At 66.2% G+C, this 12,986-nt stretch carries 12 protein-coding genes; 3 read left to right on the plus strand and 9 right to left on the minus strand.

Features of this window, described 5'->3' with window-relative positions:
- Positions 1-121: 121 nt before the first annotated feature.
- Positions 122-742 (plus strand): GntR family transcriptional regulator, encoded by a 621-nt coding sequence (locus IE069_RS15140; protein ID WP_229791204.1) that lies wholly within the window; start codon positions 122-124, stop codon positions 740-742.
- A 119-nt stretch (positions 743-861) separates the two neighbouring features.
- Here IE069_RS15140 and IE069_RS15145 read toward each other — a convergent pair whose 3' ends face one another.
- The 8 genes from IE069_RS15145 to lysS all read right to left on the minus strand — a co-directional run bounded on the left by IE069_RS15145 (position 862) and on the right by lysS (position 9,012).
- Positions 862-1,821 (minus strand): 2-hydroxyacid dehydrogenase, encoded by a 960-nt coding sequence (locus IE069_RS15145; RefSeq protein ID WP_189351517.1) that lies wholly within the window; start codon positions 1,819-1,821, stop codon positions 862-864.
- On the minus strand, positions 1,821-3,017 hold the full coding sequence (locus IE069_RS15150; RefSeq protein WP_189351518.1) for a pyridoxal phosphate-dependent aminotransferase: 1,197 nt from the start codon (positions 3,015-3,017) through the stop codon (positions 1,821-1,823). Before IE069_RS15150 ends, IE069_RS15145 begins: the two co-directional genes overlap by 1 nt.
- Positions 3,018-3,213: 196 nt before the next feature.
- Entirely contained in the window at positions 3,214-3,393 is a 180-nt protein-coding gene (locus IE069_RS15155; protein ID WP_189351519.1) for a hypothetical protein, read from the minus strand.
- A 127-nt stretch (positions 3,394-3,520) separates the two neighbouring features.
- Positions 3,521-4,027: an amino-acid N-acetyltransferase gene (locus IE069_RS15160; RefSeq protein WP_189351520.1), complete on the minus strand. Its 507-nt coding sequence runs from the start codon at positions 4,025-4,027 to the stop codon at positions 3,521-3,523.
- 188 nt (positions 4,028-4,215) lie between these two features.
- A complete protein-coding gene (locus tag IE069_RS15165; RefSeq protein ID WP_189351521.1) occupies positions 4,216-6,777 on the minus strand; it encodes an ATP-dependent Clp protease ATP-binding subunit in 2,562 nt (853 codons plus the stop codon).
- Positions 6,778-6,940: 163 nt separating this feature from the next.
- On the minus strand, positions 6,941-7,258 hold the full coding sequence (locus IE069_RS15170) for a histone-like nucleoid-structuring protein Lsr2 (RefSeq protein ID WP_189351522.1): 318 nt from the start codon (positions 7,256-7,258) through the stop codon (positions 6,941-6,943).
- 93 nt (positions 7,259-7,351) lie between these two features.
- Positions 7,352-7,540, minus strand: coding sequence for a hypothetical protein (locus IE069_RS15175; RefSeq protein WP_189351523.1), 189 nt, complete (start codon positions 7,538-7,540; stop codon positions 7,352-7,354).
- 2 nt (positions 7,541-7,542) lie between these two features.
- A complete protein-coding gene (gene lysS / locus IE069_RS15180; RefSeq protein WP_373287829.1) occupies positions 7,543-9,012 on the minus strand; it encodes a lysine--tRNA ligase in 1,470 nt (489 codons plus the stop codon).
- A 173-nt stretch (positions 9,013-9,185) separates the two neighbouring features.
- Here lysS and IE069_RS15185 point away from each other — a divergent pair, with 173 nt between their 5' ends.
- Positions 9,186-10,079, plus strand: a complete 894-nt coding sequence (locus IE069_RS15185) for an alpha/beta hydrolase (RefSeq protein WP_189351525.1) — start codon at positions 9,186-9,188, stop codon at positions 10,077-10,079.
- A 45-nt stretch (positions 10,080-10,124) separates the two neighbouring features.
- Here IE069_RS15185 and IE069_RS15190 read toward each other — a convergent pair whose 3' ends face one another.
- Entirely contained in the window at positions 10,125-12,113 is a 1,989-nt protein-coding gene (locus tag IE069_RS15190) for a M13 family metallopeptidase (protein ID WP_189351526.1), read from the minus strand.
- Positions 12,114-12,524: 411 nt separating this feature from the next.
- Between IE069_RS15190 and IE069_RS15195 the strand changes: the two genes are divergently transcribed.
- Positions 12,525-12,848 (plus strand): hypothetical protein, encoded by a 324-nt coding sequence (locus tag IE069_RS15195; RefSeq protein WP_189351527.1) that lies wholly within the window; start codon positions 12,525-12,527, stop codon positions 12,846-12,848.
- Positions 12,849-12,986: the final 138 nt, after the last annotated feature.

Consider the following 12,986-nt stretch of genomic DNA (forward strand, 5'->3'; position numbering starts at 1 on the left):
AGAGCTGCTGTCAACGGATATTCCCCGACCCGCGGAATCCATGAAGCACCGAGCCGCGGCAGACGCATCGAGAGGAAGAGAAGTGAGTGTAGCCCCCGTCAGTACCGGCGAATCGGAGTCCATGTCCGAACACGCCTACAAGCTCCTGCGCGACCGGCTGATCATGCTCGACATCGCGCCCGGCGAGCCCATCAACGAGGGGCGGATCGCCACCGAACTCGGCGTCGGCCGGACCCCCGTCCGCGAGGCGCTCAAACGCCTCGAGACCGACCACCTGATCGTCTCCTACCCCCGGCGCGGCACCTTCGCGGCCATCGTCGACATCGGCGACCTCGCGTCGATCTCGGAGGTGCGCGTGCTCCTCGAGCCGCTGGCTGCGCAGAAGGCGGCGCTCAACGCCGACGACGACCTCCGTTCGGAGTTCGCGCGTCTGGCGGAGGAGATCGCCAGGCTCGGCGAGGACGGCGACCACGGTGCACTGCTCGAATACGATCTGGCCGTTCACCGCCTGATCTACCGGGCCACCGGAAACCCGCATCTCGCGGAGACCCTCATCCGGCTCGACAACCTCGCAACGCGGATCTGGTGCCTCGTGCTGGGCCGCCTGCCGAAGATCGGCGGCCACATCCGAGAGCACATCGCCCTGCTGGAGGCGATCATCGCCGGCCGGGAGGACGAGGCCGCAGAGCTGGCGCGCGAGCACGTCCGCCACTTCGAATCGACCATCCGCGCCGCCCTGTAGGCCCGTTGCGCCGGATTGGACCCGCACGGACGCAGAGAGGCCCCCACCCGGCGGTGGGGGCCTCTCTGCGTCCGTGCCGGGCGCCGGGTCCTCACAGAGGCGCGCGCCAGCGCGAGCGCCTATCCGATGGGGGTCGGCGGCTGCTCGTCGCGGAGCACGGCCAGTGAATTCTCGGCGGCGAGCACCGCCATGGCGGTGCGCGTCTCGACGGTCGCCGAGCCGAGGTGCGGCACGAGCGCCACATTCTCCAGATCCAGCAGCTCCGGATGGACCTGGGGCTCCTTCTCGAAGACATCCAGCCCGGCCCCTGCGATGACACCATCGCGCAGCGCCGCGGCAAGCGCCGCTTCGTCGACGATCGGTCCGCGTGCAGTGTTGACGAGGTAGGCCGTGCCCTTCATCGCCGCCAGCTGCTCCGCACCGATCAGGTGGTGCGTGGCGGGGCCGTACGGGCAGTGCACCGAGACGACGTCGGAGACCGCCAGCAGCTCGTCGAGCTCGACCCGCCGGGCGCCCAGCTCGGCGGCGACCCCCGGGGCGATCTCACTGCGCGACTGGTAGACGACGTCCATGCCGAAGGCCCTGGCCCGGCGCGCGGTCGCCTGACCGATGCCTCCCATGCCGACGATACCGAGGGTCTTGCCCTGCAGTCCGCTGCCGAGCAGGAAGAACATGCCCCATTTCCACGCCTGGCCGGAGCGGATGAGCCGTTCGCCCTCGCCGAGTCGGCGGGTCGCCATCAGTATCAGCCCGAAGGCGATGTCGGCGGTGGCCTCGGTGAGCACACCCGGGGTGTTGGTGGCGGTGACACCACGCTCGGTGCAGGCCGGCACATCGATGTTGTCATAGCCGACGGCCACGTTGGAGACCACCTTGAGCTGCGGCCCGGCGGCGTCGAGCAGCTCGCCGTCGACGCGTTCGGTCAGCAGGCTCACGACGGCATCGGCGCCGGCCACGCGGGCCAGCAGTTCCTCGCGTCCGATCGACTCGGAGCCCGCCCAGGCGTCCACCTCGTGTTCGGCGCGCAGCGTCTCGAGCGCGGCTTCGGGAATGCGTCCCGTGACGACTACCTTGCCCATTACGCCTCGATCCACTCGCGCAAGCGGCCGAGGCCCTCGCGGATGTCGGCCGTCTCGATGCCGGAGTAGGCCAGACGGATGTACTGCCGCTCCTCGCCGGGAAGCCGGCGCCCGAAGTGTTCACGGGTGCAGAAGGACACTCCCGTGTTCTCCAGGGCGGCCGTGGCGAACTCGCCGACCGTGGTGAAGCCCTTGCGCTCCATGGCCTCGGTGACGTCTGGGAACAGGTAGAAGGTCGACTGCGGCACAGCGACGTGCACCCCGGGGATGGAGTTCACGATCTCGCACGCGACGTCACGACGTTCCTTGAGGACGTCGAGCATCTGCTGCACGGGTTCCTGCGGACCGCGCAGCGCTTCGATACCGGCCCACTGCACGTAGTGCGTGGTGCACGACTCGTCGTTGGTGTTGAGTTTGCTCATGATCTGGGCGATCTCCAGCGGAGCGACGGCGCACCCGAGGCGCGACCCGGTCATGGCGAACTTCTTGCTGAACGTGTACAGAATGACGGTTCGCTCCGCCATGCCCGGCAGCGCCGCAATGGAGCTCGAGACGCCCTCGTAGCGCGTCTCGAAGTAGGCCTCGTCGGACAGGACCCAGAGGTCGTGTTCGATCGCGAGCTGTGCGATCGCCTCGCGCTCTGCCGCAGTCGACTCGGCAGAGATGGGGTTCTGCAGGTCGTTGTAGATGATCGCAGTGGTGTTCGGGGTGATCGAGGCGCGAACCTGGTCGAGGTCGATGGCGAAGCCCGATTCGGTGGGCACGTACCGGTACGGCACGGCCGTGCCACCCAGGTACTCGATCTGCGATTCGTAGATCGGGAAGCCGGGATTGGGGTAGATCACTTCCTGACCGGGGTCCATGACGGCCTGGAGGAACTTGGTGATCACGGGCTTGCCGCCGGTCATGACGACGACGTTGTCCGGGGAGAACTCCATGCCGCGGCGCGCGCCGATGTCCTCGGCGAGGGCCTCACGCAGTTGCGGGATGCCCGGACCCGGGCAGTAGCCGGTGTAGCCATCCGCGATAGCCCGGTTCATCGCTTCCACGATATGCGGGGCCATCGGGATGTTTATATCGCCGAGGTGGAAGGGGTACACCCGGTTCCCCTTCGCCTTCCAGGCTGCGGCGGCCTGCGCAACACTGAAGGCCGTCTCGGTACCCAGGCGCTCGAGCCGGTTTGCGAGCTTCTGCATTACTTCAACTCCTCATCGAGATGATCACGCGTTGGTAAACAACTAATATACTAGGCCAGTACTAGCGCGTCGAGAGGAAATCGGATGAATTCTGCCCGCGCCGCAACCCGAGTCCGCGTCGCCGCCGTGCCGGGCAACAAGAAGGCCCCCACCGCTTGGTGGGGGCCTTCTCTGCTCACGTGCTGGGGACGGGTTCCTACTTCAGGAAGTCCTGGCCCTTGTCAACACCGTCGTTGATCTTGTCTGCGTGCTCGCCCAGCTTGTCGCCGTGCTCCTCCTGCAGATTGTCAACAGTCTCGTTGATCTGGTCGCCGTGCTCTTCCTTCAGCTCGTTCGCCTTGTCTCCCAGGCCGCTAAGCGAATCTCCCAAACCCATGCTGACCACCTCTTTTCTGCTCGAAGTCTTCTTCTTTGCTGACCCATGCCGGGCCGGCGAGTCCACCATAAGCACGCGTCGGACGGTCCGTCCACAGTTCCCCGGTGAAATCTTGAGAATCGTCCGATCAGAAGGTGGCGATCATCCGCGTGTTGCCCAGGGTGTTCTGCTTGACCCGCGCCAGATCGAGGAACTCGGCCACGCCGTCGTCGTTGGAGCGCAGCAGCTCCATGTAGACCTCCGGGTCGACCGCAGTCTGGTCCTCCATGACCTCGAACCCGTTGCGCACGAAGAACCCGACCTCGAACGTCAGGCAGAAGACCCGCTTGACCCCGAGGTCGCGCGCGTTCTGCATGAGCCTCTCGAGGAGCGCCTGCCCGACGCCGTGGCCCCGCCAGTCGGCGCTGGTGGCCAGCGTGCGCACCTCGGCGATGTCCTCCCACATCACGTGGACGGCGCCGCAGCCGATCACAGCGTCGTCGGCATCGACGGCCACCACGAACTCCTGGAGCGACTCGAAGTAGGCGACCGCCTCCTTCTCGAGCAGGATCCGCTCGTCCGCGAGCGGCCGGACGAGGGAGCGGATCGCGACGACGTCTCCGGTGCGTGCTGGGCGGACGGAAAATGTACTCATGGTTTCATCCTAGATGCGCGGTCGGCTCCTGCCGGCCCGCGGGCGAGGCGCGGGGTTTCACGTGAAACCCCGCCGGGTTGTTTCCGCGCGTTCGACGCCCGGTCCGCCACCACGACGACGGCGCCCGCCGAGTTCGTGGAACTCGGCGGGCGCCGTCTCGCTACGCGTCCGGCCCGCGGCCGCTCACGCTAGGAGGCCTGGTCGGCCTCCGCCGCGTCCGACGCCGAACCGGCCTCGAGTGCGGCGGGGACGGTCTCCCCTTCGATCTCGACCGGGGTGTCGATGCCGGTGAAGGTGAACTTCGCGGCATCCCCCTCGCCCTCGACGTCGACCTGGATGGTCTGACCCGAGACGATCTCGCCGAAGAGGATCTTCTCCGAGAGCTGGTCCTCGATGTCGCGCTGGATCGTGCGGCGCAGCGGACGGGCACCCATCGACGAGTCGTAGCCGCGGGTCGCGAGCAGGGCCTTCGCCGGCGTGCTGAGCTCGACGTGCATGCCCTTCTCGACCATGCGCTTCTCGAGACGGCCGACGAACAGATCGACGATCTGGACGATCTCCTTCTCCGTCAGCTGCGGGAACACCACGGTGTCGTCGACGCGGTTCAGGAACTCCGGACGGAGGTGCTGGCGCAGTTCCTCCTGGACCTTGGCCTGCATCCGCTCGTAGCCGGTCGCGGTGTCGGACGAGGACTGGAAGCCCGTCATCACGCCCTTGGAGATGTCCCGGGTGCCGAGGTTCGTGGTCATGATGATCACGGTGTTCTTGAAGTCGACGACGCGCCCCTGCGAGTCGGTCAGGCGGCCGTCCTCGAGGATCTGCAGCAGCGAGTTGAAGAGGTCCGCGTGGGCCTTCTCGACCTCGTCGAACAGGACGACCGAGAACGGACGACGGCGCACCTTCTCGGTGAGCTGCCCGCCCTCCTCGTAGCCGACGTAGCCGGGGGGAGCACCGAACAGGCGCGAGACCGTGTGCTTCTCCTGGTATTCCGACATGTCGAGGGTGATGAGCGCGTCCTCTTCCCCGAAGAGGAACTCGGCGAGGGCCTTGGCCAGTTCGGTCTTGCCGACGCCGGTCGGTCCGGCGAAGATGAACGAACCGGTAGGACGGTTCGGGTCCTTCAGGCCGGCACGGGTGCGGCGGATGGCGCGGGAGATGGCCTTGATCGCCTGGTTCTGGCCGATGACCCGCTTGTGCAGCTCGTCTTCCATGTTGAGCAGTCGCGTGGACTCCTCTTCGGTGAGCTTGACGACCGGGATGCCGGTCGAGTTCGCCAGCACCTCGGCGATGAGCTCCTCGTTGACCTCGGCGATCTGATCCATGTCGCCGTTCTTCCAGGACTTCTCCTTCTCGTTGCGCTCGTCCTGGAGCTTCTGCTCCTTGTCGCGCAGCGAGGCGGCACCCTCGAAGTCCTGGGAGTCGATCGCGGCTTCCTTCTCGCGGCGGACGTTCGCGATCTCCTCGTCCATCTCCTTGAGCTCCGGCGGCGCGGTCATGCGCTGGATGCGCAGGCGGGCGCCGGCCTCGTCGATCAGGTCGATCGCCTTGTCCGGCAGGAAGCGGTCGGAGATGTAGCGGTGCGCCAGCGAGGCGGCGGCCGCCAGCGCGTCGTCCGTGATGGACACGCGGTGGTGCGCCTCGTAGCGGTCGCGCAGGCCGCGCAGGATCTGCGTGGTGTGCTCCACCGACGGCTCGCCGACCTGGATCGGCTGGAAGCGGCGCTCGAGCGCGGCGTCCTTCTCGATGTGCTTGCGGTACTCGTCGAGCGTGGTCGCGCCGATGGTCTGCAATTCGCCGCGGGCCAGCATGGGCTTGAGGATGCTGGCGGCGTCGATCGCGCCCTCGGCGGCACCCGCACCCACGAGGGTGTGGATCTCGTCGATGAACAGGATGATGTCTCCGCGGGTGCGGATCTCCTTGAGGACCTTCTTCAGGCGCTCTTCGAAGTCGCCGCGGTAGCGGGAACCGGCCACCAGGGACCCGAGGTCCAGGGTGTAGAGCTGCTTGTCCTTGATCGTCTCCGGCACGTCGCCGCGGACGATGGACTGGGCGAGGCCCTCGACGACGGCGGTCTTGCCGACGCCGGGCTCGCCGATGAGCACCGGGTTGTTCTTGGTGCGGCGCGAGAGGACCTGCATGACGCGTTCCATCTCGTGCTCGCGCCCGATGACGGGGTCGAGCTTTCCTTCACGCGCCGCGGCGGTGAGGTTGCGGCCGAACTGGTCCAGGACGGCCGAGCCGGCCGGCGTCCCCTCCTGCTGGCCGCCGGAGCTGACGCCGGCACCGGCGGTCTCCTTGCCGCCGCTGCCGCCCTGGTAGCCCGAGAGCAGCTGGATGACCTGCTGGCGCACGCGGTTGAGGTCGGCGCCCAGCTTCACGAGCACCTGGGCGGCCACCCCCTCGCCCTCGCGGATGAGGCCGAGCAGGATGTGCTCTGTTCCGATGTAGTTGTGCCCGAGCTGCAGCGCCTCGCGCAGCGAGAGCTCGAGCACCTTCTTGGCGCGCGGCGTGAACGGGATGTGGCCGGAGGGGGCCTGCTGCCCCTGGCCGATGATCTCCTGGACCTGCTCGCGCACAGCGCCCAGGGAAATGCTCAGGGATTCGAGGGCCTTGGCGGCGACGCCTTCACCCTCGTGAATCAAACCGAGCAGAATATGCTCGGTCCCAATGTAATTGTGGTTGAGCATGCGCGCCTCTTCTTGGGCGAGCACAACAACCCGACGGGCTCGGTCTGTGAATCTCTCGAACATAGCGGCACACTCCTAGCTGATGCGTAGCGTCCTTCGATGCTACGCACCGCGGGCCGGCCTGTGGGCCGTGTTCGCCGTAGGGATAACCCCGCCCGCACAGCACGACGCCGGCACCCGGGTGGGTGCCGACGTCGTACGTTCCGCTGGGTGCGCCCGGCGCCGCCTAGTGGGCGGCGCGGTACGCCTCGATGATGCTGCCGTGGATGCGTCCGCGGGAGCTCACGTTGTAGCCGTTCTTCTGCGCCCATTCGCGAATCTCGGCAGTGTCGTTCTTCCCGGCGCGGACGGGCGCCTTCGACTTCGGCGACGCCACGCGCCGGCCGGCCTCGATGTATTTGGCGAGACCGTCGCGCAACTCCTGAGCGTTCTTGTCACTCAGATCGATTTCGTAATGAGTGCCTTCGATCGAGAAGCTGACGCTCCCCGATGCACTGGAACCGTCAAGGTCGTCAACAAGGGTTACTTCTACTTTGCGTGCCATGACTCAAATCCTAATCGCTCATCCACGGAAATGGCCACTTAAGCCTCATTCTGATTCAGAAAAAGATGAGATTCTTGGCACTGAACAATTCCGTCATTCCTCTGACTTACCCGATGCGCCAGGCTCTGTGGATTTACTGGGGAGATCCTGAGATTTACTACGACGTTCAACTTCCGCCTCCGCCAAACGCTCATTCCGGTCGACCCGGAACAGGGCGCGGATAACGAACCAGAAGATCAGCGCCACAACAATGGTCGGTGCCAGAACCTGCACGTATTCCATAATCAGGCCTCCGGCTTGAGAAGCGGGTAGAGAATGGTTTCCCGAATCCCGGCGTCCGTGAACAGCATGACCAGACGGTCGATACCGAGACCGATGCCGCCCATGGGAGGGGCGCCGTACTCCAGGGCGCGCAGGAAGTCCTCGTCGAGTTGCATCGCCTCGTCGTCGCCGCCGGCGGCCAGCTTGGACTGCTCGGTCAGACGCTCGCGCTGGATGACCGGATCGATGAGCTCGGAGAAGGCCGTGCCGCGCTCCATCCCGCCGATGATGAGGTCCCACGCCTCGATGACACCCGGCTTGTCGCGGTGCGGTCGGGCCAGCGGCTGGGCAGCCGGCGGGTAGTCGTAGACAAACGTGGGGTCGATCAGGGTCGGCTCGACGATCTCGCCGAACAGCTCGATCACGAGCTTCTGGGCGTCCCACTTGGGGTCGACCTTCACCTCGTTCTTTTCGGCGACCTCGAGGAGGACGCCGGCGCCGGTCTCGGGGGTGATCTCCACGCCTACCGCCTCGGACAGGCCCGGGTAGACGCTCAGCCACGCCCACTCCCCGTCCAGATTGATGGTGCCCTTGGAGGTCTCGAGGACGCGCCCCGCGCCCGAGGCGTCCGCGGCGTTGAGGATGATCTCCTGCATGCGCTCCGCCATCACGAACTGGTCGGCGTACGCCTCGTAGGACTCGAGGGTCGTGAACTCGGGGGAATGGGTCGAGTCGACACCCTCGTTGCGGAAGATCCGGCCGATCTCGAACACCCGGGGGACACCGCCGACAACCGTGCGCTTGAGGTACAGCTCGGTGGCGATGCGCAGTGTCATGCCCTGGTCGAAAGCGTTCAGATGGGTCTGGAACGGGCGGGCGCTGGCGCCTCCGTGGACCAGCTGCAACATCGGGGTCTCGACCTCCACATACCCGTGCCCGTGCAGAGTCTCCCGCACCGAGCGGGTGATGGCGTCGCGGCGGTAGATCATCTCGCGGGCCTCGTCGCGGACGATCAGGTCGGCGTAGCGCTGGCGCGTGCGCATCTCGTCGTTCAGGTCGGCGTGCAGCACCGGCATCGGGCGGATCGCCTTGGACGCCATCTGCCAGTCGGTGACCATGATCGACAGCTCGCCGCGGCGCGAGGAGATCACGCGGCCGGTCACGAACACGTGGTCGCCGAGGTCGGTGAGCCTCTTCCAGTCGGCCAGCGACTGCTCGCCCACGTTCGCCAGCGAAACCATCGCCTGGAGGCGGACCGCGCGCCCGTCGGGACCCGACTCCTGAAGGGTCGCGAAGCAGAGCTTGCCGGTGTTGCGCGCGAAGACCACACGCCCCGAGACGGAGACGACGTCGTCGGTCTCCTCCCCCGCTTCGAGCTTCCCGTAGGCATCACGGATCTGCAGCAGGGTGTGCGTGATGTCGACATTGACGGGGTACGCTTCGCGCCCGGATCCGAGCAGCTCCGCGCGCTTCTCCATGCGCACCTGGCGCAGGTCGTTGGTGTCGACGGCGGTGGTCTGGGCGGAGGTATTGGTATCTGCAGTCACGGTTCCCCATTCTACCGTGGCACGCAATTCGAAAACGACGCGGGGCCGATACGCTGTCAAGGCCATGAACTCGCCGCTTCTGCCCTTCTCACACCGCCCCTCGGCGCGCGCCCGCGAGAGTGCTCGTCACCGCGCACGACGGCGGCACGCTGGGCCTCGCCTCCTACGGCTCCGCCGACGCGACCGGAGACCGCCGCGTCCTCGTCGTCGGCGGCGCCTTCCTGACCGCTCTCATCTACCGCCCGTTCGCCCTGGGATTGAGCCGGGCGCTGGGCGACGCGTGGGCCGTCGACGTCTACGATCGGCGCGGCCGGGGCCGTTCTAGCGAACAGCCGGAGGACTACTCTCTGGATACCGAGATCTCGGACGTTCAACTGATGCTGCGCCATACGGGCGCCAGAAACCTGTTCGGACATTCGCTGGGTGGCTCGGTCGTCCTGAACGCGGTGCAGGCATTTCAGGGAAATGACCACTCGGACCGTCGATTCGCGGATTCGGATCTGGTCCCCGACCGGCTGGCAGTCTACGATCCCGCCATCAATATCGAGGGCGAATTCAATGCCTCCTGGATGCAGGACTTCGTGGCCGAAGCCGACCGCGGCAGAACCGGCCGGGCCTTGAGTATCATGCATCGTGGAATGCGCACATCGCCGACGTTGTCCCGGGTCCCGGCGCCGCTCCTCGCAGCGCTTCTGGGAATTGCAACTCGAACCCGGTGGGGCCGGACGGCCCGGGCATTGATCAGCTCCGGAACTGGAGAGTTGTTGGCGGCACTCGAAGAGGTCGAATCCGCGCAGGAATTCTCATCTCTTCCAGCCGGAACGCAATTCATGGCCGGCGCCAAAAGTCCCGAGTATTTCCGCACCACGGCGGCGAAACTGCATGCGGCGGTCCCCGGTTCGACGTATGTCGAGTCCCCCGACGGCATGCACGCCTCGGTGCCGGCAGCCATCGGGGAACTCGTGGGAGACATCGCCGCCTACTTCACGGATACGGCCAAGAACAGCGGCTGATGGCCCGTTGCCGCACCGGGCCACCACCCTGCTTCGCTGCTCCGGCTACCAGATCGTGACGCGCTCACCTGGTTCGAGCCACATCGCGTCGCCTGGCTCCGTTCCGAACGCCTCGTGGAACGCGCCCAGGTTCCTGGCCACCTGGTTGCAGCGGAACTCCGCCGGCGAATGCGGATCGGTCGCGATCCGCGTCACCATGGTCTCCGGCCGGGTCAGGCTCCTCCAGCACTCGGCCCACGAGTAGAAGAACCGCTGAACCCCGGACAGACCGTCGATGACCTCGTCGGCTTCGAGTCCGCGCTCCGCAAGGTCCAGCTTGTACGCCTTGTAGGCGATGCCCAGCCCCCCGAGGTCACCGATGTTCTCGCCGAGGGTGAGTTCTCCGTTGACATGGTGGTCCGGTGCTTCCGGCGGGACGAGCACGTCGTACTGCTCCACCAGCTTCCGCGTCAGCGCCTCGAACCGGCTGCGGTCGTCCTCGGTCCACCAGTCCTTGAGTTCTCCGGTGCCGTCGAACTGGGATCCCTGGTCGTCGAATCCATGACCGATCTCGTGCCCGATCACCGCGCCGATCGCCCCGTAGTTGCTCGCGGCGTCCCGGTCCACGCCGAAGAACGGCGGTCGCAGGATCGCCGCCGGGAAGCCGATCTCGTTCAGGAGCGGGTGGTAGTAGGCGTTGACGGTCTGCGGGTACATGAACCAGAGGTCCCGATCGACGCCGTCGTCGATCTTCTTGAGTTCACGCGCGAACTCGAAGTCGTTGACGGACGCCACATTCGCGATCAGGTCGTCCCCGGCATCGATCGCCGAGTAGTCGATCCACTTGACCGGGTAGCCGATCTTCGGGCGGAACATAGACAGCTTCTCGAGCGCACGCGCGCGGGTCTCAGCGCTCATCCACTCCAGCTCGGAGATGGACTGCCGGTACGCTTCGATGAGGTTGGCGACGAGCTCCTCCATCTTCGCCTTGGCCTCGCCCGGGAAGTGCCGCTCGACGTAGACCTGGCCGATGTCCTCGCCGACCCCTCCCTCGGTGAAGGCGACTCCGCGCTTCCAGCGCTCCTTCTGCTGCTCGGACCCGGCGAGCTTGGCCGAGTAGAAGGCGAAGTGCTCCGCGACGAAGGCGGACGACAGGTACGGGGCGAAGCTCCGGATGACCTGCACTGCCGCCCAGTGTTTCCAGGCGTCCAGCGGCTGCTCGGCCAGAACGCTCTCGATGCCCTCAAGGTAGCTCGGCTGCCACACGTCGACCTCGGCGAAGTACGCGGAATCGATTCCCGCCCCGGCGAGCCAGCGTTCGATCGACGGATTGAGGGCCTTGAGCTCTCCACCCGTCAGCAGGTTGTACCGCGCCTGCGCGTCGCGGGTCTTCACCCGGTCCCAGTGGTGCCCGGCGATCGCTGATTCGAGCCGCACGACGGCTTCCGCCGCCGCGTCGGCATCGGGGATCTCGGCCAGCGCGAAGAACCGCGCGAGGTGCTGGCGGTATTCTCCGTAGATCTCGGCGAACTGCTCGTCGCGGTAGTAGGACTCGTCCGGCAGGCCGAGGCCGGACTGCATGAACGTGAGGAGATTGCGCTCTGGCCGGCCGGCGTCGCTGCTGGCGCCCACGTTGTAGAAACCCGAGACCCCACGCCGCTGCAGTTCGCCGACGCAGCAGACGAAGTCCTCGAGGTTGTCCACGGCGTAGACCGCCTCGAGGTACCCCCTGATCGGTTCCAGCCCGCGAGCCTCTATGGCCTCCTCGTCCATGAAGGACGAGTACAGGGCGGCGATGCGCGCCTGGCGTTCGTCCGCGTGGCCGGCCACGACTGCGGCCTGCGAATCCTCGATGATGGAACGAACGGCCAACTCCGAGTCGTCCCGAAGTTTCATGAAGGACCCGTAGCTGCCGAGGTCGCCCGGGATTTTCGCGGTCGCCAACCACTGGCCGTTGACGTGCCGGTAGAGATCGTCCTGGGGGCGAACCTCGTGATCGCGGTGGTCGGATGCCGGATCCGGCCCCGCGGATTGAAGCTCCTCGGTGTTGGTCATGTCCTGTAGTTCCCTTCGTTGTGCAGCGCTCCGGCTCCCAGCGATGCGTGATGCTCGTTACGTTCTGAAACAAGGACTTTACTCCTGTCAAGGCGCGGTGCCGAGGCCCGTTCTCTCCCAGCGAGAAGTCCGGCACGAATCCACAGCTCCCGGGCAGGGCGCCGACAGCGGCCGGCGAAGCTCAAGTTTGGTGCAGTTGGAACTGGTATCTACCTGAGAATGATCCGATACCCGTTGACGCCCCGACACGGGGGCCGCTTATGGTGGCAGCGGAGTCCTCGACGGACCCCACCGGCTCCACCGCAGGAGCCGGTCCTACATATCACCAACCCCACATTCCATGCCGTCGGTGGCAGGCAGACGCTTGCCAACTTCGGCCTGGAGACAACACATCGGTGAAGGAGCTACACCATGACGTACGAGAACAACGAGGACCAGCAGTTCGGCGACAACAGCAACGAGGAGGGCCAGTTCGGAGGCCGGCAGAACGAGGGCAGCGAGCAGGAGCAGAGCTTCGGCGGTCAGCAGGAACAGGGCGGCTTCGAACAGGGCAGCGAGCAGGAACAGAGCTTCGGCACCGACCAGCAGGGTCAGGGCGGCTTCGAACAGGAGGACCAGGAGCAGAACCAGTTCGGCGGCAATTCGAACAATGAAAACGGTTCGGACGGGCAGCAGGAGAACAGCTTCGGCAACGACAACGAGTCGCAGTTCGGGGACAGCAGCTTCGACAACTGAATGAGTACCGCCGGGTGTTCGGTGGGGCGAACGCTCGGGGGTGTAGCGCGGACAGGCCTCGGCAGCAATGCCGGGGCCTGTTCTTTGTGGTGTTAAACAGGTCAGGCCCCGCAGCATCTCTGCTGCGGGGCCTGTCCC

Origin of the sequence: Zhihengliuella salsuginis (assembly GCF_014651715.1) — a bacterium.
Classification (GTDB): Bacteria; Actinomycetota; Actinomycetes; order Actinomycetales; family Micrococcaceae; genus Zhihengliuella; species Zhihengliuella salsuginis.

Bases quoted from the DNA above. Each gene is read 5' to 3' on its own strand.
- IE069_RS15140 (WP_229791204.1), top strand. From the start codon at position 122: ATGTCCGAACACGCCTACAAGCTCCTGCGCGACCGGCTGATCATGCTC.
- IE069_RS15145 (WP_189351517.1), bottom strand. From the start codon at position 1,821: ATGGGCAAGGTAGTCGTCACGGGACGCATTCCCGAAGCCGCGCTCGAG.
- IE069_RS15150 (WP_189351518.1), bottom strand. From the start codon at position 3,017: ATGCAGAAGCTCGCAAACCGGCTCGAGCGCCTGGGTACCGAGACGGCC.
- IE069_RS15155 (WP_189351519.1), bottom strand. From the start codon at position 3,393: ATGGGTTTGGGAGATTCGCTTAGCGGCCTGGGAGACAAGGCGAACGAG.
- IE069_RS15160 (WP_189351520.1), bottom strand. From the start codon at position 4,027: ATGAGTACATTTTCCGTCCGCCCAGCACGCACCGGAGACGTCGTCGCG.
- IE069_RS15165 (WP_189351521.1), bottom strand. From the start codon at position 6,777: ATGTTCGAGAGATTCACAGACCGAGCCCGTCGGGTTGTTGTGCTCGCC.
- IE069_RS15170 (WP_189351522.1), bottom strand. From the start codon at position 7,258: ATGGCACGCAAAGTAGAAGTAACCCTTGTTGACGACCTTGACGGTTCC.
- IE069_RS15175 (WP_189351523.1), bottom strand. From the start codon at position 7,540: ATGGAATACGTGCAGGTTCTGGCACCGACCATTGTTGTGGCGCTGATC.
- IE069_RS15190 (WP_189351526.1), bottom strand. From the start codon at position 12,113: ATGACCAACACCGAGGAGCTTCAATCCGCGGGGCCGGATCCGGCATCC.
- IE069_RS15195 (WP_189351527.1), top strand. From the start codon at position 12,525: ATGACGTACGAGAACAACGAGGACCAGCAGTTCGGCGACAACAGCAAC.